The 25,608-nt window shown below is 37.6% G+C and carries 22 protein-coding genes and 1 other annotated feature; of the genes, 18 read left to right on the forward strand and 4 right to left on the reverse strand.

Annotated elements, in window-relative coordinates; all coding sequences use genetic code 11:
* Positions 1-206: 206 nt before the first annotated feature.
* Both AB1I62_RS04200 and AB1I62_RS04205 read right to left on the reverse strand, forming a co-directional pair.
* Complete coding sequence (locus AB1I62_RS04200; RefSeq protein WP_048736929.1) at positions 207-842, reverse strand: pentapeptide repeat-containing protein; 636 nt, start codon at positions 840-842, stop codon at positions 207-209.
* Positions 839-1,912 (reverse strand): FUSC family protein, encoded by a 1,074-nt coding sequence (locus tag AB1I62_RS04205; protein ID WP_002355782.1) that lies wholly within the window; start codon positions 1,910-1,912, stop codon positions 839-841. Before AB1I62_RS04205 ends, AB1I62_RS04200 begins: the two co-directional genes overlap by 4 nt.
* 243 nt (positions 1,913-2,155) lie before the next feature.
* On the opposite strand from AB1I62_RS04205, the gene opp1A reads away from it, so the two are divergent.
* A complete protein-coding gene (gene opp1A / locus AB1I62_RS04210) occupies positions 2,156-3,826 on the forward strand; it encodes an oligopeptide ABC transporter substrate-binding protein Opp1A (RefSeq protein WP_010816372.1) in 1,671 nt (556 codons plus the stop codon).
* A gap of 78 nt (positions 3,827-3,904) precedes the next feature.
* Here the strand turns inward: opp1A and AB1I62_RS04215 are convergent, their stop codons facing one another.
* A complete protein-coding gene (locus AB1I62_RS04215; protein WP_367019123.1) occupies positions 3,905-4,255 on the reverse strand; it encodes a DUF3899 domain-containing protein in 351 nt (116 codons plus the stop codon).
* 90 nt (positions 4,256-4,345) lie between these two features.
* Here AB1I62_RS04215 and opp1B point away from each other — a divergent pair, with 90 nt between their 5' ends.
* The 15 genes from opp1B (at position 4,346) to AB1I62_RS04290 (ending at position 24,089) form a co-directional block, all read left to right on the forward strand.
* Positions 4,346-5,287: an oligopeptide ABC transporter permease Opp1B gene (opp1B, locus tag AB1I62_RS04220; protein WP_002381304.1), complete on the forward strand. Its 942-nt coding sequence runs from the start codon at positions 4,346-4,348 to the stop codon at positions 5,285-5,287.
* Complete coding sequence (gene opp1C, locus AB1I62_RS04225; protein WP_002355787.1) at positions 5,287-6,339, forward strand: oligopeptide ABC transporter permease Opp1C; 1,053 nt, start codon at positions 5,287-5,289, stop codon at positions 6,337-6,339. The genes opp1B and opp1C overlap by 1 nt, the downstream gene beginning before the upstream one ends.
* Before the next feature lie 9 nt (positions 6,340-6,348).
* Positions 6,349-7,407, forward strand: coding sequence for an oligopeptide ABC transporter ATP-binding protein Opp1D (gene opp1D, locus AB1I62_RS04230; protein ID WP_002355794.1), 1,059 nt, complete (start codon positions 6,349-6,351; stop codon positions 7,405-7,407).
* Positions 7,407-8,363 carry an oligopeptide ABC transporter ATP-binding protein Opp1F gene (opp1F, locus tag AB1I62_RS04235; RefSeq protein WP_002361357.1) on the forward strand — a complete coding sequence of 319 codons (957 nt, stop codon included), beginning with the start codon at positions 7,407-7,409 and terminating at the stop codon, positions 8,361-8,363. The genes opp1D and opp1F overlap by 1 nt, the downstream gene beginning before the upstream one ends.
* 40 nt (positions 8,364-8,403) lie before the next feature.
* On the forward strand, positions 8,404-9,474 hold the full coding sequence (locus AB1I62_RS04240; protein WP_002355796.1) for an RNA-guided endonuclease TnpB family protein: 1,071 nt from the start codon (positions 8,404-8,406) through the stop codon (positions 9,472-9,474).
* A gap of 213 nt (positions 9,475-9,687) precedes the next feature.
* Positions 9,688-9,819 (forward strand) — a sequence feature (ribosomal protein L20 leader region).
* 54 nt (positions 9,820-9,873) lie between these two features.
* Positions 9,874-10,395, forward strand: coding sequence for a translation initiation factor IF-3 (gene infC / locus AB1I62_RS04245; protein ID WP_002355797.1), 522 nt, complete (start codon positions 9,874-9,876; stop codon positions 10,393-10,395).
* 113 nt (positions 10,396-10,508) lie between these two features.
* Positions 10,509-10,709: a 50S ribosomal protein L35 gene (gene rpmI, locus AB1I62_RS04250; protein ID WP_002355798.1), complete on the forward strand. Its 201-nt coding sequence runs from the start codon at positions 10,509-10,511 to the stop codon at positions 10,707-10,709.
* A gap of 60 nt (positions 10,710-10,769) precedes the next feature.
* Positions 10,770-11,129 carry a 50S ribosomal protein L20 gene (gene rplT, locus AB1I62_RS04255; RefSeq protein WP_002355799.1) on the forward strand — a complete coding sequence of 120 codons (360 nt, stop codon included), beginning with the start codon at positions 10,770-10,772 and terminating at the stop codon, positions 11,127-11,129.
* 360 nt (positions 11,130-11,489) lie between these two features.
* Positions 11,490-12,170 (forward strand): class B sortase, encoded by a 681-nt coding sequence (locus AB1I62_RS04260; protein WP_010819806.1) that lies wholly within the window; start codon positions 11,490-11,492, stop codon positions 12,168-12,170.
* A complete protein-coding gene (locus tag AB1I62_RS04265; RefSeq protein WP_239660066.1) occupies positions 12,133-12,786 on the forward strand; it encodes a hypothetical protein in 654 nt (217 codons plus the stop codon). The genes AB1I62_RS04260 and AB1I62_RS04265 overlap by 38 nt, the downstream gene beginning before the upstream one ends.
* A gap of 8 nt (positions 12,787-12,794) precedes the next feature.
* Positions 12,795-22,229 carry a DUF6531 domain-containing protein gene (locus tag AB1I62_RS04270; protein WP_241689154.1) on the forward strand — a complete coding sequence of 3,145 codons (9,435 nt, stop codon included), beginning with the start codon at positions 12,795-12,797 and terminating at the stop codon, positions 22,227-22,229.
* 19 nt (positions 22,230-22,248) lie between these two features.
* Complete coding sequence (locus tag AB1I62_RS04275) at positions 22,249-22,590, forward strand: hypothetical protein (protein WP_010824465.1); 342 nt, start codon at positions 22,249-22,251, stop codon at positions 22,588-22,590.
* 16 nt (positions 22,591-22,606) lie between these two features.
* A complete protein-coding gene (locus tag AB1I62_RS04280; protein WP_010824466.1) occupies positions 22,607-22,912 on the forward strand; it encodes a hypothetical protein in 306 nt (101 codons plus the stop codon).
* Between the two features lie 232 nt (positions 22,913-23,144).
* Positions 23,145-23,552, forward strand: a complete 408-nt coding sequence (locus AB1I62_RS04285; RefSeq protein ID WP_104859636.1) for a hypothetical protein — start codon at positions 23,145-23,147, stop codon at positions 23,550-23,552.
* A gap of 114 nt (positions 23,553-23,666) precedes the next feature.
* Positions 23,667-24,089, forward strand: a complete 423-nt coding sequence (locus tag AB1I62_RS04290) for a hypothetical protein (RefSeq protein WP_010824467.1) — start codon at positions 23,667-23,669, stop codon at positions 24,087-24,089.
* A 143-nt stretch (positions 24,090-24,232) separates the two neighbouring features.
* On the opposite strand, the gene AB1I62_RS04295 is transcribed toward AB1I62_RS04290, so the two are convergent.
* Positions 24,233-24,613, reverse strand: a complete 381-nt coding sequence (locus AB1I62_RS04295; RefSeq protein WP_048738153.1) for an MmcQ/YjbR family DNA-binding protein — start codon at positions 24,611-24,613, stop codon at positions 24,233-24,235.
* A gap of 67 nt (positions 24,614-24,680) precedes the next feature.
* Between AB1I62_RS04295 and AB1I62_RS04300 the strand changes: the two genes are divergently transcribed.
* Together AB1I62_RS04300 and AB1I62_RS04305 are read left to right on the forward strand one after the other, a co-directional pair.
* Positions 24,681-25,040, forward strand: coding sequence for a DUF1304 domain-containing protein (locus AB1I62_RS04300; protein WP_048738155.1), 360 nt, complete (start codon positions 24,681-24,683; stop codon positions 25,038-25,040).
* A 67-nt stretch (positions 25,041-25,107) separates the two neighbouring features.
* Positions 25,108-25,602, forward strand: a complete 495-nt coding sequence (locus AB1I62_RS04305) for a GNAT family N-acetyltransferase (protein WP_002368164.1) — start codon at positions 25,108-25,110, stop codon at positions 25,600-25,602.
* Positions 25,603-25,608 lie beyond the last annotated feature (6 nt).

Below are 25,608 nucleotides of genomic sequence, written 5' to 3' on the forward strand. Positions count from 1 at the left end.
CGTTTGTCATAATCTCTTCATGATTTATAGGAAATGATTCCAAAAGTTTCTCTTGTTCCAAAAAAAGAGATTGCTTAACCTAAGATAGTTTACCTAAAAATAAGGCACAAGTAAAATGGTTCCGTTGGTTTTTCCAAAAAATTAATAACAATTTAATAAGAAAGAACCGACAGAACCAGTTATTCGGCTATTTTTTTAAAATTTTCTTAGGTAATCACCAAACCAAGGGCACTTGCCAAATAAATGGCTTGTTCAGGGGTGACTTTAAGACCTGATAAATAGTTTGGTGAGAAAGTCAAGCGTTCAAAGGTATTTTGGGAAAAATCCAATCCTTTTAAAGAAGTATTTAGCCAATTACTTTCGGTTAAATCGCAAGCTTCTAGCAGGAGTTTCTTCCAGGTGACCTCGAAAAATTCACTTTCGACTAAACGTGTCTGATTAAAGTGAACAAGATTAAAATTTGCAAAACGAAAAGAAGCATAATCGGCTTTGCAATCTTCAAATAGACAATCTTTTAAATAGCTATCTGCAAAATTCGTTCCTGTCAAATTGCAACGAAGGAAAGTCACTCGATGAAAACTACCAGACAGCCATTCGACGTTAGAAAAATCGCAAGATTCAAAACGCACATTACTACAATCAAAAGAAGCAAACTGGCCATTTGCTAATGAAAGATGATCGAAAACAGCATCCCGAAAGACTAAGTTACGAACTTCTTGATTCGGTAAATCAATCTGCTGATACAAATGATTTTCTAAGATTGCCTCATCTTCTAATTGACAGTTCGTTAATAGAGGAAGTTGTTCTGGCAAATTTGGTGGTAAGGGATAAGTTATTTTCATAAAACGCCTCTTTCTTCTTGTTGATTTTCAAAGGTTTCATCAATTGAGTAGGCCCGATTATAGAAACGTAGCGCAGTTGTGAAAACATAAGCGCCGGCAAAACCAAGCAAACTACCTAACACAATCCCGACTAATCGATAGTTTAAAAGATTACTAATGACTTGCTGTCGTGCAAGATTTGATAATAATAAGGACATCGGGGTAATAAAAAAGCTGGCAATCGCATAGTTTCTGTTAATGAATCCTTCAAAAGCTGCATACAGAATACTAATGATACCGATTGTTTGTAAAGGTGTAAAGGGAATCATTAATAAAATTGCAGAAAGCAACAAACCAAGACTCGTACCTAGAATCCGTTGAACATTTCGCTGCATCACAGAATGTAAATTTTCCCCTTGTAAAATGGCTGCGCAAGTAAACGTCATCCAATAGGCGTTGACTAAATGAAGCGATTGGCTTAAATAAGCCGCTAAAAATAAAATGGCCGCATAATGCAAAGCATCTAATAAAGAAGCGGGATCGATATAAAGTCGTTCTTGAAGAGACATCCGTTTTTGAAAAACGTAGGGGCGCTTGTCGATGAAATGAAGCACAATGCCCATGATAATGCCGGTCACTACTCCTAAAAGAACAAAACTGGCCATGATGGGAATCTTATGTAAAGGAAAATTGTTGCTTGTTCCCATTGCGGTTGACATGATAACTAACAAAGCACCAGGCTTCTCAATGCCATACAATCTAAAAAGTAAGCGTGCAAGAAAAGCGACGATGGCAATTGTAATGGGAATCAACCAAGGTACATGGTGACTTAGCATTCCTAAGCTGTTGCCCAGAACAATAAAAAAGCCAACAATATTCAGTCTGCGCAATAATTGGGGCAAAGGAAGCGGCTGATAATAAATAAACGTATAAATGCCCATCGAGCCAAAGGTCCCAATGAGTAAATTATTGGAAAAATAACCAATTAATAATGGAATTGCCATACAAATTGCGACACCAACTAACCGAAATAATTCGTCATTTGCTTTATCGATAGCAAACAAATCCTTTAAAAACGTAGAATTTTTCATATTTTGTCACTCCTTTACTTCCTAATTTACCATAATGTTTAGAAAACTGACAAAAGAATTGCAATAAAAGACAGGAAGAAAAAGAGTGGTTTCTGATAGGAAGAGAAGAAAAATTAAAAAAAGTTAACATTTTGACTTGCAATTTTAATATGAAAAATGTAAGATATATTCCATAGCAATAAATAATTATTAAATTCTGATTTTTCAGAAAATACAGATTGTATTATTTTAGGAGGCAACACTATGAAATTGAAAAAGTCATTAACATTCGGTGTGATTACATTATTTAGCGTAACAACTTTAGCGGCTTGTGGAGGCGGCGGAACGTCAGATAGCTCAAGCGCGTCTGGTGGCGGTAAGGCAAGTGGCGAACAAGTTTTACGTGTCACAGAACAACAAGAAATGCCAACAGCTGATTTATCACTAGCAACAGACAGAATTAGTTTTATTGCATTAAATAATGTATATGAAGGAATTTATCGTTTAGACAAAGATAACAAAGTCCAACCTGCAGGTGCAGCGGAAAAAGCAGAAGTTTCTGAAGATGGACTAACATACAAAATTAAATTAAATAAAGATGCAAAATGGTCAGACGGTAAACCAGTGACTGCTAATGACTATGTTTACGGATGGCAACGAACAGTTGATCCAGCGACAGCTTCTGAATATGCTTATCTGTATGCCTCTGTAAAAAATGGTGATGCCATTGCTAAAGGGGAAAAAGATAAATCAGAATTAGGAATTAAAGCAGTCAGTGATACAGAATTAGAAATCACTCTAGAAAAAGCAACACCATACTTTGATTACTTATTAGCTTTCCCATCATTCTTCCCGCAACGTCAAGATATTGTGGAAAAATATGGTAAAAATTATGCATCAAACAGCGAAAGTGCTGTCTACAATGGTCCATTCGTCTTAGACGGCTTTGATGGTCCTGGTACAGATACAAAATGGTCATTCAAGAAAAACGATCAATATTGGGATAAAGACACAGTGAAACTGGACTCAGTAGATGTGAATGTCGTGAAAGAATCACCAACTGCGTTGAACTTGTTCCAAGATGGACAAACAGACGATGTCGTTCTTTCTGGTGAATTAGCCCAACAAATGGCCAATGACCCAGCTTTTGTTAGTCAAAAAGAAGCATCAACACAATATATGGAACTAAATCAACGTGATGAAAAATCACCATTTAGAAATGCGAACTTACGTAAAGCAATTTCTTACTCAATCGACCGTAAAGCGTTAGTTGAATCAATCTTAGGGGATGGTTCTATCGAGCCAAACGGTTTAGTACCAGCAGATATGGCAAAAGACCCAAGTGGCGGCAAAGACTTTGCTAAAGAAGCAGGTAGTCAAATTGAATATGATACGAAAAAAGCTAAAGAATACTGGGAAAAAGCGAAAAAAGAATTGGGGATTTCAACCTTAACAATGGATATTCTTTCTTCAGATGCAGATTCTTCTAAGAAAACAGTTGAATTTGTTCAAGGGTCAATTCAAGATGCTTTAGATGGTGTGAAGGTAACGGTTAGTCCGGTTCCATTCTCTGTTCGTTTAGATCGTTCAAACAAAGGCGACTTTGATGCAGTAATCGGTGGTTGGAGTGCTGACTATGCTGATCCAAGTAGTTTCTTAGACTTATTTGCTTCAGATAACTCATATAACCGTGGACGTTATAACAATCCAGAGTTTGACAAGTTAGTGAAAGCTGCAAGTAGTGCAGATGCGACAAATCCTGAAAAACGTTGGGATGATATGTTAAATGCAGAGAAAACGATTATGGGAGACATGGGTGTGGTACCATTATTCCAAAAATCAGAAGCGCATTTACGTGCTGAAAAAGTCAAAGATGTCGCAGTTCATCCTGCTGGCGCAACGTATGACTACAAATGGGCATACATTTCAGAATAACCTGACAAAAGATCGATAGCAAACAAAAAAGGACCTTTGCCATGGAATAAAAGGCAACGGTCCTCTTGCTATCTTGTCTTAGACCAAGTAAAATAGTAGAAAGCCTAAAGACAGAATCAGTAAGATGCCCCCAGTTTTTAGCCAGAAAGAGCGATGTGCATCGCCAATGACTGAAAGCGGGATAAACTCTTTCGGTTCATTTTTCTTTTTAAAACGAAACGCGTTTTTCATTGAGCGCTGAAAGTTATCGAAAAAGCCAGAGGACATAATCCATAAAGCAATGCCGATAATTAAAAAGAAAAGCGAAACGATAAAGAAGGTATCTGATAATGAGGAGGTAGTGATAGGTTCTTTACTTATTAATAAGTAAAGAAAAATGCCGATACTGGAAATAACGGCTGTAATAATTGGACATTTAAAAGTTTTCATGTGTTCACCCTATCTATTATTGTGGTCTATCTAGTCATTACTTTAACGAAAATAACTGAGGAAGTCAAAAAAATCTCGGAGGTGTCATTATTGAATAGTTTTGGAAAATATTTTCTTAAACGGATCTTTTTCATGATTATCACTTTGTGGTTAATCGCAACGATTACGTTTTTCTTAATGCAATTATTACCAGGTACGCCTTATACCAACCAAGAAAAACTTAGTCCAGAAACAATCGCTATGTTGAATAAACAATCTGGCTTAGATAAACCAGTGATTGTTCAATACGGAATTTACTTAAAGAACCTGGTAACGGGAGACTTTGGTATTTCATTCCAATTTAAAAACCAACCTGTTGCTAAGTTATTAGCTGGTCGAATTGGGCCATCCCTTCAACTGGGAGGACAAGCGATTATCTTTGGTACGTTAGTCGGTATTTTATTGGGGATTATCGCAGCGATGCGTCAAAATACTTGGGTAGATACGTTGGCAACATTGTTAGCCATTTTAGGTCGTTCTATTCCAAACTTTGTTTTCGCGGTATTATTACAATACATTTTTGCAATGAAATTAAGAATCTTACCAATTGCTATGTGGAATGGTTTTGCCTACACAATTTTACCAACTATTGCCTTGGCAATGAGTCCAATGGCCGATTCGGCTAGGTTTATTCGAACCGAGATGGTAGAGGTCTTGCATAGTGATTATGTCGAATTAGCCAAAGCAAAAGGCTTGAGTCGCTGGCAAGTTGCATTCCGCCACGGGTTAAGAAACAGTTTAATTCCATTGATTACCTTATTAGGACCTTTAGCCGTTGGTTTAATGACAGGTTCTTTAGTAGTAGAAAATATTTTTGCCATCCCTGGAATTGGGGAACAGTTTGTAAAATCAATTATGACAAACGACTATCCAACAATTATGGCAGTAACTATTTTGTATTCAACAATGTTAGTTGTTGTAATTCTGATTGTTGACTTACTTTATGGTTTAATTGATCCAAGAATTCGCGTATCAGGAGGTGCAAAAGGCTAATGGAAACAGTCAATAAAAATAATCTACCACAAGCGATTAAAGATATTCCGGCAGATGAGTTTCAGCCTCTAAACACTTCAACTCTAAAAGAAAGAGAGCGTATCGCCACACCGTCTTTAAGTTTCTTACAAGACTCATGGCGTCGTTTGAAAAAGAATAAAGCTGCAGTTATCTCAATGAGTTTCTTAGCAGTTATTATCTTTATCTCTATTATTACCATTTGGGTTTCACCACATAACCCAACGAAACAAAATGTTTCTTACATTAACTTACCACCACGAATTCCTGGCTTGGAAAGCGTGAATGGTTTAAATGGTAAAACAACAGTTGCTGGTCAATTAGTTGATAAATATGCACAAGCAAACGTTCCAGATAACGTAAACTTTTATCTAGGAACAGATGGTTTAGGTCGTGATGTCCTAAGTCGTTTATTTATGGGAACACGTATTTCCTTGTTAATTGCGTTTATCGCGGCAATTCTAGATATTACGATTGGGGTAACGTATGGACTGATTTCCGGGTTAGTCGGCGGTCGTGTCGATACAGTGATGCAACGTATTTTAGAAGTTCTTTCTGGTATTCCTAACTTAGTTGTTATGATCTTGATGCTAACAGTCTTTGATCCAGGGATTGTTTCGATTGTTTTAGCCATGGTTATTACAAACTGGATATCAATGGCCAGGATTGTGCGAGCCCAGACCATGAAACTAAAAGACCAAGAGTTTGTCATGGCAGCAGAAACATTGGGCGAATCTCGTTGGAAAATTGCTATTAAACATATTTTACCGAATATCTCAAGTGTCATTATTGTCCAAATGATGTTCAGTATCCCATCGGCAATTTTCTTTGAAGCGTTCCTAAGTTTTATTGGGTTAGGCTTACGTCCACCAACCGCATCTTTAGGAACCTTGTTAAACGAAGGATACAAAACTTTCCGTTTCCTTCCATATTTAATGTGGATTCCAGCGGCAACACTTTCAGTTATCATGATTTGTTTCAACTTGTTAGCTGATGGTTTACGTGACGCATTTGATCCTAAGATGAAAGAGTAAGAGTGGTGAATGACTATGGAAAAAGTATTAGAAGTTAAAGACTTAAGAATCTCCTTTGATACGTTTGCAGGTAAAGTCAACGCCATTCGTGGTGTGAGTTTTGATCTTTATAAAGGTGAAACGTTAGCCATCGTAGGTGAATCAGGGAGTGGTAAATCTGTTACAACTCGCAGTATTATGCGTTTGTTGAGCAGTAATGCCAATATTGATAACGGGGAAATTTTGTTTAAAGGGCAAGATATTGTTCATAAAACAGAAAAACAAATGCAAGCCATTCGTGGTAAAGAAATCGCAATGATTTTCCAAGATCCGATGACTTCATTAGACCCAACGATGCCAATTGGCAAACAAGTGGCGGAATCATTAATCAAACATAATAAAGTCTCAAAAAAAGAAGGCTTAGCGCAAGCATTAGAATTACTAAAATTAGTCGGCATTCCTAATGCTGAAAAACGTTTGAAAAACTATCCGCACCAATTTTCTGGTGGACAACGTCAACGGATTGTCATTGCAATTGCTTTAATTTGTTATCCAGAAGTTCTAATTGCAGATGAACCAACTACAGCGTTGGATGTAACCATCCAAGCACAAATTTTAGAGTTATTAAAAGACTTACAAGAAAAAATTAGCACTTCGATTATTTTCATTACCCATGATTTAGGGGTAGTAGCGAACGTGGCTGACCGTGTCGCTGTCATGTACGGTGGACGTCTGGTTGAAGTGGGAACAGCAGAAGAAATTTTCTATAATCCACAACATCCATATACTTGGGGACTTTTAGGGTCAATGCCAACGATGGAAGGAACAGAAGACAAACTTTATGCGATTCCAGGTTCACCTCCAGATTTATTAGATCCACCAACTGGAGATGCCTTCTATCCACGGAATGAGTTTGCTTTAAAAATTGATACAGAAAAAGAACCACCTTATTTTGAAGTATCACCGACACACAAAGCAGCAACGTGGTTATTAGCACCACAAGCACCAAAAGTTACGCCTCCAGCAGAGATTGTTCGTCGTTGGGCAATTTATGCAGAGCGTCAAAAAAATCCAGGAGGTAGTAATTAATGGCAGAAGAGAAAAAAGTCCTATTAGAAGTCACTGGTTTGAAACAGTATTTCAATGTTGGTCGTAAAGACGAAGTAAAAGCCATTGATGACATTAGTTTTCATATTTTTGAAGGCGAAACCTTTGGATTAGTTGGCGAATCAGGAAGTGGAAAATCAACAACTGGTCGCAGTGTCATTCGTTTATATGATCCAACTGCTGGTGAAATTCTTTTCGATGGAAAAGACATTAGCAAAATTAAATCAAAAGCGGACATGCAAGCATTCCGCCGCGATGTTCAAATGATCTTCCAAGATCCATATGCTTCATTGAATCCAAGAATGAAAGTCAATGATATTATTGCTGAAGGAATCGATGTCAATGGATTAGCTAAAACACCAAAAGAGCGGGAAGAAAAAGTCAATGAACTTTTAAAAACGGTGGGATTAAATCCAAGTCACAGTACGCGTTATCCTCATGAGTTTTCTGGTGGGCAACGTCAACGGATTGGGATTGCTCGTGCTTTAGCGGTTAATCCACGTTTCATTATCTGTGATGAGCCGATTTCGGCTTTGGATGTGTCGATTCAAGCTCAAGTAGTAAACTTATTACAAGATTTACAAAAAGAACAAGGCTTAACTTACTTGTTTATTGCACATGACTTATCGATGGTAAAACATATCAGTGACCGAATTGGCGTAATGCACAGTGGGAAATTATTGGAAATGGGCACAAGTGATGATGTCTATAATTTCGGCGTTCATCCTTATACAGAAAGTTTACTTTCTGCGATTCCATTACCAGATCCAGACTATGAACGCACACGTAAACGGATCGTTTACCAGCCTGCAGCGGCAGATGGGAAAGATCGTGAGCTCCGTGAAATTCTCAATGGACACTATGTTTATTGTGCTGAAGACGAAGTTGCAATGTACCGTGAAAAAATTGAAGAGAAGAAAAGAAAAGCTGGTTTATAACCAGCTTCTTTTCTAACTATCTTGGTAGGGTGGTTATGAGATGAAGGCTCTGAAAGCTTATAAATACAGACTTTATCCAACCTCAAAACAAGAAGAGTTTATTCAAAAAACATTTTCTTGTGTTCGATTGGTGTATAATTTAATGTTACAAGACCGGATTGATATCTACAAAGAGATGCGAAAAAATCCTCAACAAACGTTTAAAATGCCAACGCCAGCTAAATATAAGAAACAATACCCTGTCCTCAGAGAAGTTGATAGTTTAGCCTTGGCAAATGCACAAGTTTATTTGGATCGAGCCTTTAAAAATTTTTATCGGGAAAAAGGGATGGGATTTCCAAAAAAGAAAAAGAAAGAAACGGTGCATTCCTACACTACGAACAATCAACATGGCACGGTCAAAATTTTGGATAATCGTTATTTGAAAGTACCTAAATTGAAATCTTTAATTAAAATGAAGGTACACCGCCAACCGCTGGGGGAGATAAAATCTGTAACTATTTCTATGAGTGCGAGTCACAATTATTATGTTTCCATTTTGTGTGAAGCGCCGATTGAAACGAAAACAAAGCAACAAAAAATGGTGGGAATTTGTAGCAGTAGGGAAAAATTTGCGCTGCTTTCGAATGGTGAAAGCTTCGAAAAAAGCTATTGTTCAAAGCATTTAAAGCAAAAACTACGTCAAGAAGAACGAAAATTAAACAAGCGTAAAATGATTGCTTTAGAAAAAGGTGTCGATCTTTCGCAAGCAAAAAATTATCAAAAACAAAAAATAAAAGTCGCAAAAATTCGCGAAAAAATAGCCAACCAACGGACGGATATTTTAAACAAAATTACAACGGAATTGGTTTCAAGTTACGATGTTATTTGTATTGAAAAAGCCCATCACAGTAATGAGCGGCCGCCAAAACATGATCGTTCTGAACTAGCTTGGTCTTTATTTTTAGCTAAACTGTTGTATAAAGCACAATGGTATGGCAAAGAACTCATTTGTATTGAGTCAGAGGAGATCGAAACAGAGTTGTCTTTTTCTGAAAGTACAGAAAATTCAGAGTATCTTAGAAGCCAAAAAATCTTAGAACGTGGCTTGTCTAAACGAGAAACCTTATAAATAGAAGAACTGTAGGGACTACAGGGATCGCCTAGGGGATAGAAAATGTACACCATGTGTTGAACCATTTGTTTCTAGGAAGTCACATTGGGACAGTCCACTAATTATTAATGATCAAAATACGAGTTCAAACGAATCTAGTGCTAGATTCGTTTTTTTTTGAGGAAATATATTGACAACTAGGATAATCTAAGGTAAACTAGTGAAGTTGAGAAATGAAAGCAGAAGCCCCCGCTTCTCGCCTTAGTTGAGTATATCGCTGGGCTAGATAAAGTATTCCTTATTTTTTTAAGTAAGGCAGACTGTTGGCGGGTTCTGGATAGGAACCTGTTTTTTTATTGCATTTAGCAAACAAAGCAGACTTCCGTTAGGATTTTCTCTTAAAAATTTTGGAGGTGAATGACCATAGCAAAGGATATGATGGTTAACGACGGCATTCGTGCACGCGAGTTACGTTTGATCGGACAAGATGGTGAACAATTAGGTGTAAAAACCAAAGCAGAAGCATTACAAATCGCTGAATCTGCAAACTTGGATTTAGTACTTGTAGCGCCAGGAGCGAAACCACCAGTTGCGCGAATTATGGATTATGGAAAATTCCGTTTCGAACAACAAAAGAAAGAGCGTGAAGCTCGCAAGAAACAAAAAGTGATCAACGTCAAAGAAGTTCGTTTAAGTCCAACAATTGACGTAAATGACTTCAATACAAAACTTCGTAATGCGCGTAAGTTCTTAGAAAAAGGAGACAAAGTGAAAGCTTCTATCCGTTTCAAAGGCCGTGCCATTACCCATAAAGAGATTGGTCAGAAAGTTCTTGATCGCTTAGCTGAAGAAACTGCGGACATCGCCACAGTGGAACAAAAAGCGAAAATGGACGGACGCAGCATGTTTCTAACGCTGGCACCGAAAAACGACAAGTAAACGAAGAGACCGAGCATTCGGACTTTTGGTAATTTCTACAAGAAGGATATTCGACAGTTGTGACTGTTAGAGTCTTTCACTTGAAGCAAAGATTTTGAGGAGGAAAATTAGTCATGCCAAAACAAAAAACACACCGCGGATTAGCAAAACGTGTAAAACGTACTGGTGGAGGCGGCTTAAAACGTGGCCGTGCCTTTACATCTCACCGTTTCCACGGTAAAACTAAAAAACAACGCCGTCAATTGCGTAAAGCAAGCATGGTTGCAAAAGGCGATTACAAACGTATCCGCCAACAATTAGCAAGAATGAAATAAAACAACTCGGTGACTTTTAGATTACCGTCAAGAGAAACAAGATATTAGGAGGAATTCAACATGGCACGTGTTAAAGGTGGAACAGTAACCCGTAAACGTCGTAAAAAAGTCCTTAAGTTAGCGAAAGGCTACTACGGATCAAAACATACTTTATTTAAATCAGCAAAAGAACAAGTAATGAACTCTTATTACTATGCATTCAGAGACCGTCGTCAAAAGAAACGTGACTTCCGTAAATTATGGATTGCACGTATCAACGCGGCAGCTCGCATGAATGGCTTAAGCTATTCTAAATTAATGCACGGTTTGAAATTGGCAGAGATTGATATCAACCGCAAAATGTTAGCTGACTTAGCCGTTAACGATGCAGCAGCATTTACAGCGTTAGCTGAACAAGCAAAAGACGCTTTAAGCAAATAAGCTTAAATAATCTTTCACACCCTACTCCTTGAGTAGGGTGTTTTTTTATCTTTATTTAAATAGCCAAATATTATCATGCTTAAAAATAATTTTAATAAAATTATATAAATAATTAATTATAATTAATGTTTGTTGTTTTTATTTATCGAATAAAAACAACTAGGAGATGTTAATTTTAATCAATAAATATTTTTATTTATTTCAAAGGTTTTATAGCTTATTTTTTAAAGGTTAATTACTATTTCATTGTTTTGAATATTGTGATAATATTTTAAATGATTATATTTCTATTTTTTTAATTTTATATGATAATGTTTTATTGGAGATGTATGAAGTTTATAACTAATTAGGAGGGATTTGTTGAAACAATTTCTAACGCTTGTTGTTTTAATTTTTGTTTTAGGAATCTGTTGGCTGAAATTTCTAGATGTAGAAAATATAAAGTCAGAATTAAGTGTTAATAAAAGCCAAACTGCTTTTCATAGTAATTCAGATGTATATGCTCAGTTAGATGTTGAGGGTACAAGTATTCATTATCCTGTAGCACAACATTTAACAGAGGATAGTTATTATCTTACGCATGATGTTGATCATAATGAAACCATTTATGGTGCGGTTTTTACTGAGGGAGTCAATAGGAAAGATTTTAAGGACCCTGTCACGATTATTTATGGACATTCTACGAGAGATGGATCGATGTTTGGAACACTATCGAATTTTGCAGATACAAATTTTTTTGAGACGAATCGTAGAATTACCATTCGAACACAGCAAGAAGTGATTGAGTATGAAGTTTTTGCAGCCTATCGTTTTACAGATGAGCATTTGTTTGAAACGTATCATTTAGGGGATTTAAAGGCTGTGAATGATTACCAGGAAAGGATTGAGGAATATTCAAAACAAGCACAAGGCCATTATCGTAAATCTGTTGCCCAAGCGCACGGGAAACTTTTGATATTGTCGACTTGTGATGAAAAAGATGGGGAGAGAAGGTTTGTTGTTCATGCAAGAGAAAGGGAACGGAACAAAAGTGAAGAGTAGTCTAGGGGAAGGAATAAAGAAATTTTATTTTACTCTGTATGTTGTAGGAGTAATGTTTTATGGAATGGGAAGTTATTTATTTTTAAATGGAATAGTTACTTCTAGACTAGAAGACTCATTTAATAGAATTATTAGTTATGGGATTGGTGTAACATTAGTAAGTCTAGGCGTAGGTCTTTTCCTGTATTTATTTTATCTATTTTATCGTAAGGTATCTTCAAAGAAAAAAGTACGACGAGCTTTAAAAAATTATTTGTTGGTGATGCTTCTATCAGGAGTTCTTCTAGGGCTATTGGGAGAAATGCTCTACCGTACAACAGAAATTTCCTATGAAGGGACAAAGCGTTTAATTTGGATATTAACGACTTATATACAAGGAAGTGCACGGTTTATTTTTCTTTACTATTGCTTAGAAAACTTTTTAAATGAATCATTTTGTTGGAAAAATCGGTTATTTAGACAATTGTTGTTGGGGGTTTTCTTTTTATTAAGTATATCTATAGGGATACGAATATTTTTACCGAGTATTAATCCGATAGTCATGTTTCTAACAGATATAGTTATTTCAATTGGAATTGTTTATAAAGAGCTATTTCAATCAAAAAAAAGGGAGTAGGGGTAAAATTGAAAAAAAGGATAGAAAAAATTATTAAGTATGTTGTGTTGGTGCATTTATTAATGGGGAGTATGCCTTTCGCTTATGCGGAAGAGATTCAGGATACTGTTGAACAAAATAAGGCAAAAAATTATTATAAAGAAACGGTAGAGAATGTTCAAGAGTCAGTCGTTCCAGAGACCCAGAACCAAACAGAGGACACATCGTTCAAAGAAACAGAAACTTCTCCTTCAGAATTAGATGGCAAGAAAAAAATTGACGATGGAAACAAAGAATATGCTCTGCACTTGCCCGAGGTCGAAGAGAAGAAGCTTAATAAAGAGGAAGAATCGTTAAAAACAAAATATGGTGAGCCGATTTTAGAAAATGGTCAGGAACAGATTTATAAAGTAGATGACACACATTTTATCACCTATATTAACAGTGACGTTAAAACATATAAAAATGAAGAAGAAATTGAGGTTCCTGTCGATTTAAGTCTGGTGTCGGTGAACGAAGAGGATAAAACTATTTTTAAACCGAGTAGCAGTCCTGTAGCAGTCGTTTTACCAGATAAAATGGATCAAAATCAAGGGGTTCAAGTATCAAAAGGCGAGGATACGTTAGAGTTAATGCCAAAGGATAAGGTTTATAAAAATGTGACAGTTAAAGAAAATGCGCTTCTTTATAACAATGTTGACGAAGGTGATGATGTTCAGTACACGGTGACGGATAAAGGTGTCAAAGAAGAAATTATTTTAGAAAAATGGCGGGAAAAACATCAATTTGTGTATCAGTTTTCTACTGAAAAGTATTCAGCTTTTTTAGAGAGTAATCAAGTCCTAATTCGGAAAAAAGGTCAAAAAGAAGTGCTGTTTGTTTTATCGGCGCCACAAATGATGGATCAAGCTGGTGAAACAAGTGAAGACATTACACTTAGTCTTCAGAAACAAGAAGATCATTATGAATTAACGGTTGACGCCAGTCAAGAATGGTTAGCAGATGAAGCACGTGTTTATCCTGTTCGGATTGATCCAACAGTAACCGTTCCTACCGAAAATTTAATTGATACGGTCACTAGTTCAGTACATGGAACCTATCAAGGGCGCGGCTATGGCTATGTTGGCTATATTACGCAAGAAATGACCGGAATCGGGAATGCAAAAGATGTTGGACGGACAAGGATTTATTCAAAAATTAATTATGACTTTTCGAAAATTCCTAAAGAGGCAAAGATTGATAGTGCTACCTATAATTTGTATCAATACATTCAGTATCCGCAAACCAATGCGACGTTTTCTAGTTATAAACTGACAGAAGACTTTAATATTGATACATTGACATGGGATAATTCAGTCGGCTTATCACAAGAGCCAACAGGCGAAAAAGCAATTAGTAGTGCCAAATATGGGCTGCATCAATTTGATATTCGTGATGCGGTTAATAGTTGGGTACAAGGAACGAGCAAAAATTATGGGATAGTCGTTCAGGCAACCAATGAAAATGATTATGGTGGAGCTTTTTATACGACCTATTCAACAGGTGGTCCAGGACAATTTGATTTTACACCTGATAAACGCCCAAGTTTAACGATTAATTGGTCGATTCCTGATCCAGTTGATATCCATTATCCAATTAAAGATACGACCGTTGCTTTACGATCCATGATGACAGCGGATAAAAAAGGGAAATTGCAGTTTCAAGGTGTTTTTGCAGACGGATTAACAACACCAGGTGCGATTTTGGATTATAGCTTGAGTGATAAAGGCAAAGACTTTGCTGGACAATCGTTTGCTAGTTATTCTTATAAGTATCCTAATTCAAGTCTATTTGACTCTTATTTTCCAAAAGGAACCACGAAATACCGAGATAAACTTTCTAATTGGCAAACAGGGATTCCGTTTACCGCGCCAACCCACAATACGGTTTACACGATTGATGCAGAAAGTAAAAAAGATGGCCGTTCTAGCGGGAAAAAGAGTAGTGAAAAATTTGTCATTTACAAAGTGACGCAATATGATACGTTACCTAAAATCGCTGCTTATTATGGCGTACCATTAGCTCAAATTGTTTATGACAATCGAGTACAAGACATGTTGCTTTTACAAAATAATACACTGTTTATTCGCAATCCCAAGAAAAATGCGAACAAGCCATATAATCCACCGAAGCTTTCAGATGGAACCAAACAAGATATTGATAGCTTATTAATGGGACGTGGTCTGCATTGCGAGTTCGGTTTTGAACCGATTAATTTGAATACAGGCAATTTTTATCTAGATCGGACGGATGTTACGATTCCTAGCTTAACTAGCAATTTTGAAATTACGCGAACGTACAATTCCAAAGGAGCGGACATCAATAGTCTTTTTGGACGTGGTTGGTCTTTTGCTTTCAATGAACAAGTCACTAGTGATGAAAAAGAAAACCTTTATTATACACGAACAGATGGCAGTATTCTGAAATTTAAAAAAGAAGGCAACAAATACCTTGCGCCAGCAGGTTATGATTTAACGATGACAGTCAAAGAAAAAGAAACGAAAGAAGCCGATTTTGGCAATGGCAAAGAAAAATATAAGGTGAAAGAGTATCAAATCACAGACAATGATAACCAAGAGAAAACCTTTAATTATTTTGGTCTGCTAACTAGCCAAAAAGATGAAAAAGGCAACGTAACGAAATTTGATTACAATAAAAATGCGCAATTAACTGCTATTACTGATCCAACAGGCACCATGTACAACATTACCATGAACGAAGAGGGCTATATCAGCAATATTACGGTACCCAACGGCGCTAAATTAGCCTATGAATACGATAACGAAGGACATTTGATTGGTTTTACTGATGCGATAGGGGTCAAAACACGTTATGAATACAACAAAGAAGGTCTAATGACTGCTTGGTATGACGGCAATGGCAATAAAATTATTGAAAATACCTATGATAAAGAAGCTCGTGTTGTCAAACAAGTTGACGGAACAGGCGCTGTGTCAACGTTGGTGTACAGCAACGGACAAACAATTACAACAGACGGCAATGGTGCGGTCACAACGTATCACTATGACAAACAATACCGCACAACTCAAATCAGCTATCCTGATGACACAAGTGTTGTCAAAGCTTATGATGCCGAGAATCGTCTAATCAGTGAGACGAACGAACTAGGACAAACTTCTAGCTACACCTATGATAAAAAGGGGAATCAGCTGACGAAAACGCGTTTTGACGGCGCTGTTAAAAAAGCTACTTATGATGATAAAAATCACATCACTAGTGAAGTCGATTTTGATGGAACCAAGACATTATATACGTATGACAAAGCAGGGAATTTACTCTCTAGCCAAATCAATCAGCAAGGCAAAATGACCTTTGCTGTTGATAAACAAGGGCGTATAACGAGTACCACTGATTCTGAGGGTAACCAAACGACTTATAGTTATTCGGGTGCCTTTTTGGACAAAATTATCAATCCTCTAGAGGGTGTGACTAGTATCACCTATAATGCTCACGGACTTCCTGTTAGCATGACAAACCCATTAGGCGGCATCACAACGATGACCTATGATGGTGAAGGACGCAAAACCAGCGAAACGACCCCAGACGGACAAACGACCAGTTATACCTACGATGGTGCTGGTCAAGTAATAGCCCAAACAGACGGTAACGGCTTTACGTCGACATTCACTTATGATGCAGTTGGCAACAAGTTGAGTATGACCAATGCCACTGGTGGTAGCTATACGTATGCTTATGACGGTATGGGTAATCAGATTAAGATGACCAATCCAGAAGGACAGACGACAACCTATACCTATGATCAACATCAACGCTTACTAAGTGAAACCAATGCGGCTGGCCAAACATTAACCTACCAAAGAGATGCATTAGGCCGTTTGCTAAGTGATACGAATGAAGCGGGAAAAACAACGACTTACACGTATGACGACATTACGAATCAAATCGCCACAATGACCGATCCACTGAAACAAGTGACCAGTAATACTTATGATGACACGGGTAATTTGGTCAAAGCAGAGAAACCTGATGGCACCCAAGTATCAAATGAATACAACGATTTAGGCTGGATTATTAAACGGACAGACGAAGCTGGAATTGTCACCACGTATACCTACGATGAAAATGGTAACAAATTAAGTGAAACAACTAATAACAGAACAACAAACTATACCTATGATTCGTTAGGAAATGTAACAAAAGTCACGTATCCAAATCAAAAAACAAGTACGTACACCTATGACAAAATGGGCAACGTTCTTTCGTTCATCGACGCTCGTGGCAAAGAAACTATTTATAGCTATACAAAAGGTGGCGCCTTAGCGACAATTACGGATCCGCTAGGCAATCAAACCAAAATTGCCTATGATGGCAACGGCAACCAAGCCAGTGTAACTGATGCAGCGGGCTATACCACCAGCACCACTTATAATGGTCATAATTTACCAGAAACAGTTACAGACGGCTTAGGCAACCAAACAAAGTATTCCTACAGTCAAATTGAGCAGATAACCAGCGCAACTGATGCTTTAGGTAATAAAAAGGTCTATGCATATAATGGACTAGGCTATCCGACCGCTATTACCGATGAAAATGGCAATGTCTACAAGCTTTCATATACACCGACTGCTCAAACAGAAAAAGTTGAAAATCCTGATGGTTCCACATTAACGAATACCTATGATGAATTAGATCGGTTAGTCAAAGAAACACACTCTAACGGTTTAATCACTGAATACGAATATGATGCAAGTAATCGTGTGGTCCATTTAAAAGACAACCAGGGATTAGATGAAACCTATACGTATAATGCGTCGGGTGAAAGGCTGACAGAAACAAACAGCTTAGGGGAAGTCACAACCTATGAATATGACGAACAAAACAACGTTACAAAAATTGTTTATGCAGACAAAACCAGCGAAACATTCACGTATGACGTCATGGGCAATCTGCTGACGTCCACGGATGTCGAAGGGAAGAAGTCAACCTATACCTATGACGAAAATGGCAATTTAACCGAAACAACCGATGCAAAAGGACGTAGCACGGCTTATACGTATGATGCAATCAACCAAATTGTTACAGAAACAAATCCAGCTGGCGGGAAGATGGTTTACACCTATGATATTTTAGGGAATGTCTCGAGTATCACAGATGAAAAGGGCGAAAAAACCAGTTACGGTTACGATGCCAATCAAAACTTGATCCTTTATACCGATGCAAAAAAGAATACAACAGCCTTGAAATACGATCCCCTGAATCGTCTAACTGAAAAAGTTAGTCCCACAGGTGCTGTCCAAAAGTATTCTTATGATCATTTAGGCAACCTTTTAACTGAAACAAGCGGCGAAGAAAATCGTACTAGCTATACCTATGATTCAATGAACCGTGTTACTAGTATCACGAAACCGACTGGTGGTATCAGTAAATATACCTATGATCAAGCAGGCGGACTTTTATCAGAAACAGATGAAAACAGCCACAAAACAACTTATGAAAATAATCTTTACGGCCAAGCCATCAAACGGACTTTACCGAACGGCGCTAAATACAGTTACGCTTATGATAAATTAGGACGTTTAAGCCAACAATTGGCACCGAAAGGTTTATCGCAAAGCTATACCTATGATGTTGCTGGGAATTTAATCAAACAAGAAGATCAATCAAAACGGGTTACAACTTATGATTATGATAAAGCGGGGCGCTTGCTGAAAACGACCAATCCAGCAGACTTAACGACTACGTTTACCTATGATGAAGCAGGGAATTTAGCGCAAACCGTCAGTCCAAGTGGCATCAAAACCAACTACAGTTATGATGTTTTAGATCAATTAAAAACCGTTTCTACACCAACCGGACGCAAGACTTCTTATGAGTATGATCCAGTCGGTCAGCTGACGACACGAACCATTAACGGTCAACGGAAAGAAACCTACAACTATGATCCAAACGGTAATCTAACCGAAACCATTAACGCATTAGGTCAAAAAAGTTCTAAGACCTATGATACAGGAGATCGCTTAACAAGCGAAACCAATACCGCTGGACAAGTCACGGCTTATCAATATGACCAAGATGACCGCTTAACGAAAATTATTTCAAGTGAAGGGGCTTTCAACGAATTTTCATACGACGGCAATAACAATTTAACTAAAGTTACTTCTGGCGGACAACGAGTGACTAGCTACAGCTATGACAAAGCAGATCAACTACTTGAAGCCACTACCGGAACTGGCGCAAAAGCGGCGACAACCAGCTACGCGTATGATTCTGTCGGCAATATTACCGAGATGACCAATGGCAATGGTAAAGTCACCAAATATAAATACGATGAACTATCGAATGTCGTGGAAAAAGTCAATAGCTTAGGTGACACCACAAAATACACCTATGATGCGGACGATCGTTTAGAAAGTGTCAAACAAGCCAATGGCAAAACGATTTCCTATGATTACAACAAGCTGGATCAACTGCTGCAAGTCAATTATTCAGAAAAAGCAGATGGTACCGTGATGTACACTTATGATTCAGAAGGACGTCGAATTTCCATGAATGACTTAACGGGACAAACCCAATACGAATACAACGACGAAGACGAAATAACTGGTGTCCGCCAAGGCGACGGCAGCTTGATTAAGTACACGTATGATGATTATGGCAACATCAAAAAAATGACTTACGCCGACAAGTCTGAAGTCAAGTACAGCTATGATGAATTGGACCGTTTAACCAAAGTCACTGACAAAGAGAACCAAACGACGACTTACGAATATGACGATGCTGGCAACATGACCAAAATCAAGCGCAAAGATGGCACGACTTCAACGCTAACTTATCGTTTGGACAATCGTGTTGAAGAAATTGTGCATCGTAACAAAAAAGGCAAAGAACTGGCATCCTATCGTTATGAATATAATGCCGATACCTTTATTTCAGAAGAAGTCATTACACAAGCTGGCAAAACCGTTGTACAAACTTATGAATACGATAGCTTAGGACAAGTCGTTCAGATGACCGTTTTTGATAAGAAGAAAAAACAGGAACTTGCAACGTATAACTACACTTACGATCAAGCAGGCAATAAATTAACCAGTACGGAAACCATTGCTGGGCAAGAAGTAAAAACTGAGTTCACTTATGACGACAACAATCGCCTGTTGCGTATGAAAAACGATCAGGAGACCATCACTTATGAATACGATAAGAACGGTAATCGTCTGAAACAAAGTGGCACCGATGAAACACTAGACTATATTTATGACACAGAAAATCGCTTACTAGCAGTCAAAGATAATCAAGGCTTACTATTAGCAGCACTTTATGACGGCGAAAATAATCGGGTCTTCACAGCGAGTCGCACAGAAAAAACGACCGCCTATCAACTCTTTAAACGTCAAGAGAAAAAAAGCAAAGTCGCAGCGAAACACGTGCCAGACGATCGCCGTAAATCCCCAGCGACTAGTCCCAACGGCGAAGAGAATTCTCTTTTCTGGTACGGATTTACAGGCAACGTTCTCCAAGCACTTTCAAGTTTACCAGAAACCGTTGGCGATCTTTGGTTGGAGGCTTTTGATACTATTTCACGTGCCTACCATCAAAAAATCGCGAAAGATCGAGCGAACGAAGAAGGGATTGTAGTCAATCCACCAAGCTTAGGCAAGCGGCCTGGTGAAGGGAAAGTCACTTATTCTTCCGAAGTGAATGACGTGTTAATCCCTTATACAACTAGGGAAGATACGTACAATTACTACGAAGTGCGCAACTATGTCAATGATGTCAATCAAGAAAGTACCCAAGTTCTGCAAACGTATGATGATGAAAAGAAAACACGAGAGACGTACACGTACGGCCATGAACGACTCAGTTATACCAATCATCAAACGAACGAAGATTATCAATACTTGACCGATGCCCGTGGCAGTGTCACCGGTTTAGTCCAAGGAGAAAAAATAACCAACACGACTCACTACAGCGTTTTCGGCAGACCAACAGAAAAAGATGACACTGGCAATCCTTATGGGTATACTGGAGAAGCACAGGACATTACAGGTTATCATTACCTCAGAGCTCGTTACTATGACAGCCACAGTAGCACCTTCCTGACCCAAGACAGTTACGAAGGGGAAGAAGATAATCCATTAAGCCAAAACGGCTACACGTATGTCGAAAACAACCCAATCAACTATACCGACCCAACGGGACATAAGAAAAATTGGTTCCAAAACGTGTGGTCAGGTATCAAAAAAACGGCCAGTAAAGTAGTTAATAAAGCAAAACAAGTCGTTAGCAATGTGTATAATACCGCGAAAAAAGTTGTCAGCACTGTTTGGAATGGTGTGAAGCAAGTAGCGAGTAGCGTGTGGAACGGTGTCAAACAAGTCGCAAGTTCGGTTTATTCTGGCGTCACCAACTTTGCGAGAACTGCCTATAATACCGTAAGTAATTATTTCTCTGGAGGAGGAACTAACTATTGGCAACCAGCCTCCGCCAATTATAGTGGCTACAGCTACTATAGCGGCTATCCCGTCGCAAGCGGTGCACCAAGTAGCCAAAGTACTCTAAGCTATGCACAAATCCAAGCGATACAAACAGCCCAACGCCAACAACGTTTAACCGCAGACTACCAAAAAGCAACAGGTAGTAAAGGCAAACCGAAGACAAAAGAAGGCCAGAACTTACTGAGAAACTGGGGCAAATCTTTGAAGAATACTTTGACGAAGTTCTGTCAGACGGCGAAAAAAGTAGGAAAACAAGTAGTAGAGAAAGCAAAGTCCGGGGTCGCCTTTGGTGCCGGCGTTATTAAACAGTCATTATCCAATAATGGGATAATACTACCAATCAATTCGAGATTGTCAAGATGGCTAGAACAAGATTGGATTAAGCAGAATCCAGCCTATAATACAGGAGTATTTATCGGACAGCTAGCAGGTTTAGCGCAAGCAGCAACAGAATATGTTGGAGCGGGATTAACCTTTGCAGCAGGGACTGCTGGTAGTGGTATTCTTGATGCATTTGTAGGTGTTGCCAGCGGAGGGACAGCAGCTGCTGCAATACCAGCTATGGCAGTGGCAGAGATGGCCGCAGTTACTGCGGCTACTGCAGCAATTGGAGCGCATGCCAGTAAGGTACTGCAGAATAATTTTAATTCTAGGAATTATAGTTCGAGTAGTTCAAGTAAGGAGATTAAGACTGGAGACAAAACTCCAGGAGGACATTCTTTTTCGGAGCATGGAGCTGAACGAGCTAATGAACGAGGTTTTTCAAAAGAAGTCATTGACTCTATAATTACAAATAATAAAAATAATCGGAAGTCTAAAATAGACGGATTTGGACGGAAAACTTGGGAATATGTAGATAAAAGAGGAAATAAGGTAGTGACAAATGAATCTGGAGGAATTATATCTGTTCATTCCCCTAAAAAAGGCGGGTATTATATTCCGAAATAGTTTAAGGAGATGTAAATATATGGATTTGAATCAAATTAAAATGTTAAAAAGTGATTTAGACTGTAGTTATGAAATTGGTATTTGGTCCGAAATAGATTCTTTTTTAGAATGTAGGGAAGAGTACATTCTAGAAAAAAAGGTCAGCTATTTACAAAAAGAAGAACAATATTTAATTATCGTAAAATTAAAAGACAGTACAGAGCAAAAAGAAAGAATATTTTTTAAAGAATTAGTTGACTTTTTAGAATATGGAAGAGCAACATCATATTTGAAAAGTGTTTTAAAAAAACAAACTCGATATTACTTGCTTTCAGAAACAAATGATAAAAAAGGATTTTTCTTAGAATTAAATATCCTATAAAAGGAGACATGGAAATATGAGTTATTGTTGCGAAAATATGAATAATTTTACAAAAGATGATAATGGATTGAATTCTGAATTATATCAAAATCCAGATGTATTGATTGTTTATATTCCGAAATATGATGAATATGGGCTAATAATTCACGATGGTGAAGAATCATCAATAGAAATAAATTATTGTCCTTGGTGTAGTACAAAACTGCCAATTTCAAAAAGAAATTTGTGGTTTGATGAATTAGAAAATTTAGGAGTAGAAGAATTTAGTGAGGAAAACATTCCAAATGATTTTAAGTCGGATAAATGGTGGAAAAGTCTTTAGTTAAGATAGAGGCACTTGTATCTATTGTTGGGCTAAATAGTTAAGTCTAATATTTATAAACGGTATCAGTTTGTTTCGTTACTGATACCGTTTATAGATTAAGGAAAAGAACCGCTAGGTTCCCCTTGCTTAGCTAAGGATACCAACCGCAGACTACCAAAAAGCAACAGGTAGTAAAGGCAAACCGAAGACAAAAGAAGGCCAGAACTTACTGAGAAACTGGGGCAAATCTTTGAAGAATACTTTGCCGAAGTTCTATCAGACAGCGAAAAAAGTAGGAAAACAAGTAGTAGAGAAAGCGAAGTCTGGGGTCGCCTTTGGTGCCGGCGTTATTAAACAGTCATTATCCAATAATGGGATAATACTACCAATCAATTCGAGATTGTCAAGATGGCTAGAACAAGACTGGATTAAGCAGAATCCGGCCTATAATACAGGAGTATTTATCGGACAGCTAGCAGGTTTAGCGCAAGCAGCAACAGAATATGTTGGAGCGGGATTAACCTTTGCAGCAGGGACTGCTGGTAGTGGTGTTCTCGATGCTTTTGTAGGAGTTGCCAGCGGAGGGACAGCAGCTGCTGCAATACCAGCTATGCATTGGCAGAGATGGCCGCAGTTACTGCGACCTGTAAGGATTTGAACAGAAAGAACATCAATGAAAATTTTTCCAAGACTAGTCGTAGAATTAATTATATTAAATAGGTTGAGTAGACTTCAAATAAATTAATCAAATTAGCAAAAAAAGGAGTTAAAAATGAATAAGAATAAAATAATTGGGTTTAGCTTTATACTAATCATGGCAATTTTAGGAATCATCGCGGTTTTTTTCGAGTTAACTAGTTTAATTATTGTAATCGTTCCACTAGTCACGTATGTGTATCACGCTTTTTTTGTCGCTCCAAAACAAAAACAATTTCTAAACATAAAAGAAGCAGTCAAGAATTCAACTTTCTCCAATGAGCAACTCTCTGAACGAACAAATATTGAACCTGAAAAAATTAATTTATTACGAATAGAGTGTTCCTTTACAACGGAAGAACTTAAACGTTTAGCCACAGTATTAGAACTCCATGAAGATAAATCCGCTCAAAAAAATGGAAAAAGAGTACTACTAATTGTCGTGGGTTTCATTTTGACGCTTCTGATCGTCTATTTTGTCTTTGGCGAGAATGCTTAAACAAATGTTAGTATCAAAAATCCAGAGGAAAGTGCTATCTATCAACAAGGTTGGGGCAAAATATCAAGCCTTTATTATTTTCTATGCCTGAGACAAAAAGCCAAAGTGATTTTTATCTCAGGCTCTACTCTTAGTACGTTCCTTTAATAACTCCGTTGGTAACTTTCACCTATAAATGAAAAAATTTGTGAGAGCGGAATTTCTTCAGAAAGACTTAACCAATGCTCTTTATTCATATGATAGGCAGGAAAATAGCCAGGTTGGTTCTTTAATAAGGCAATCAATTCAGGCGCAAGTTTAACGGTTAAAATAGTGAGCTGCTTATTCTCGGTAGCGCCGAGCAGTTGTGCATCCAGTGGCATAATTAAAGCAAACCATTTTGCATTTCTAGGATGACGAAAGACGAGATAGTCTGGGTGTTTTTCAAAAGGGAAATCGGGCGTTATCTGATAACGTTCTTGGATATAGGCGCTAATAGTTTCTTGAAAAGTCATAGGTTTCTTCCTTTCGTTAAGGCTAGGCATATCTATTTACATCATAGCAAAAATTACATAAAATTACTTCGTTCAAAGGAATGGGAGGAGGGAGCAGATGACATTAATTTCAACAATTTTAGTAACCTTGGTGGCTGTAGAATTTTTCTACATTATGTATTTAGAAACGATTGTACCAACATCTGAGACAACAAGCCGTGTTTTTAAAATGGATAAGCAAGAGTTACAAAGAAAATCAGTGACTACATTGTTTAAAAATCAAGGAATCTATAATGGACTAATCGGTGCAGGACTTATTTATAGTGTCTATTTTGCGCAAGCAACGATGGAGATGAAAAAATTTTTATTGATTTATATTATTTTAGTGGCGGCGTACGGTAGCTTAAGTAGTGATAAAAAAATTATTTTAACACAAGGCGGTTTAGCTATCGTGGCTTTGATTAGTTTACTCGTTTAGCCATCAGAGTTAATAGAGAGAGACAGTCAAATCGACAGAAAAAACACGGTTGATTTGACTATTTTTTATGGAATTGAGAGAGACAAAATGTGGTATACTTTGTTTATTAGATAGGGAGGAATTAAAAATGCTGAACCAAAAAGAAGTAAAAAAAACCGATTATCCTCAATTAATTTCTCTATGGCGTTCTTCAGTAGAAGCTACCCATTTGTTTTTGAGTCAGGCAGATATTGATAAAATCGAAGTAGTTTTACCTGATTATTTTCAACAAGTTCAATTAAGTATGTGGTTAAATGAAGAACAGAAATGCGTGGGCTTTAGTGGAACAAACCAACAAACTTTGGAAATGTTATTTATTGACCCAGTCTATTTTCGTAAAGGCTATGGTGGAGAAATTATCAAAAAATTAATAGAGCAAGAATCAATTGTCTTTGTTGATGCCAATAAACAAAATGAAGGGGCTGTGAAGTTCTATCAATCTCAAGGGTTTCAAGTAATTGGTGAATCAAAGGAAGATCCTCAAGGAAATCCGTTTCCTATTTTACATATGAAACGGATATAGAAAAGA

This window comes from Enterococcus sp. AN402, assembly GCF_040719405.1.
GTDB lineage: Bacteria > Bacillota > Bacilli > Lactobacillales > Enterococcaceae > Enterococcus > Enterococcus faecalis.

What these genes read in the sequence shown, in the direction of transcription:
- AB1I62_RS04240 (WP_002355796.1), top strand. Translation starts at nt 8,404, where the DNA reads ATGAAGGCTCTGAAAGCTTATAAATACAGACTTTATCCAACCTCAAAA.
- rpmI (WP_002355798.1), top strand. Translation starts at nt 10,509, where the DNA reads ATGCCAAAACAAAAAACACACCGCGGATTAGCAAAACGTGTAAAACGT.
- infC (WP_002355797.1), top strand. Translation starts at nt 9,874, where the DNA reads ATGACCATAGCAAAGGATATGATGGTTAACGACGGCATTCGTGCACGC.
- rplT (WP_002355799.1), top strand. Translation starts at nt 10,770, where the DNA reads ATGGCACGTGTTAAAGGTGGAACAGTAACCCGTAAACGTCGTAAAAAA.
- AB1I62_RS04305 (WP_002368164.1), top strand. Translation starts at nt 25,108, where the DNA reads ATGGAATTGAGAGAGACAAAATGTGGTATACTTTGTTTATTAGATAGG.
- opp1A (WP_010816372.1), top strand. Translation starts at nt 2,156, where the DNA reads ATGAAATTGAAAAAGTCATTAACATTCGGTGTGATTACATTATTTAGC.
- AB1I62_RS04215 (WP_367019123.1), bottom strand. Translation starts at nt 4,255, where the DNA reads ATGAAAACTTTTAAATGTCCAATTATTACAGCCGTTATTTCCAGTATC.
- AB1I62_RS04200 (WP_048736929.1), bottom strand. Translation starts at nt 842, where the DNA reads ATGAAAATAACTTATCCCTTACCACCAAATTTGCCAGAACAACTTCCT.
- opp1C (WP_002355787.1), top strand. Translation starts at nt 5,287, where the DNA reads ATGGAAACAGTCAATAAAAATAATCTACCACAAGCGATTAAAGATATT.
- AB1I62_RS04275 (WP_010824465.1), top strand. Translation starts at nt 22,249, where the DNA reads ATGGATTTGAATCAAATTAAAATGTTAAAAAGTGATTTAGACTGTAGT.
- AB1I62_RS04205 (WP_002355782.1), bottom strand. Translation starts at nt 1,912, where the DNA reads ATGAAAAATTCTACGTTTTTAAAGGATTTGTTTGCTATCGATAAAGCA.
- AB1I62_RS04265 (WP_239660066.1), top strand. Translation starts at nt 12,133, where the DNA reads ATGCAAGAGAAAGGGAACGGAACAAAAGTGAAGAGTAGTCTAGGGGAA.
- opp1F (WP_002361357.1), top strand. Translation starts at nt 7,407, where the DNA reads ATGGCAGAAGAGAAAAAAGTCCTATTAGAAGTCACTGGTTTGAAACAG.
- AB1I62_RS04295 (WP_048738153.1), bottom strand. Translation starts at nt 24,613, where the DNA reads ATGCCTAGCCTTAACGAAAGGAAGAAACCTATGACTTTTCAAGAAACT.
- AB1I62_RS04290 (WP_010824467.1), top strand. Translation starts at nt 23,667, where the DNA reads ATGAATAAGAATAAAATAATTGGGTTTAGCTTTATACTAATCATGGCA.
- opp1D (WP_002355794.1), top strand. Translation starts at nt 6,349, where the DNA reads ATGACTATGGAAAAAGTATTAGAAGTTAAAGACTTAAGAATCTCCTTT.
- AB1I62_RS04300 (WP_048738155.1), top strand. Translation starts at nt 24,681, where the DNA reads ATGACATTAATTTCAACAATTTTAGTAACCTTGGTGGCTGTAGAATTT.
- AB1I62_RS04280 (WP_010824466.1), top strand. Translation starts at nt 22,607, where the DNA reads ATGAGTTATTGTTGCGAAAATATGAATAATTTTACAAAAGATGATAAT.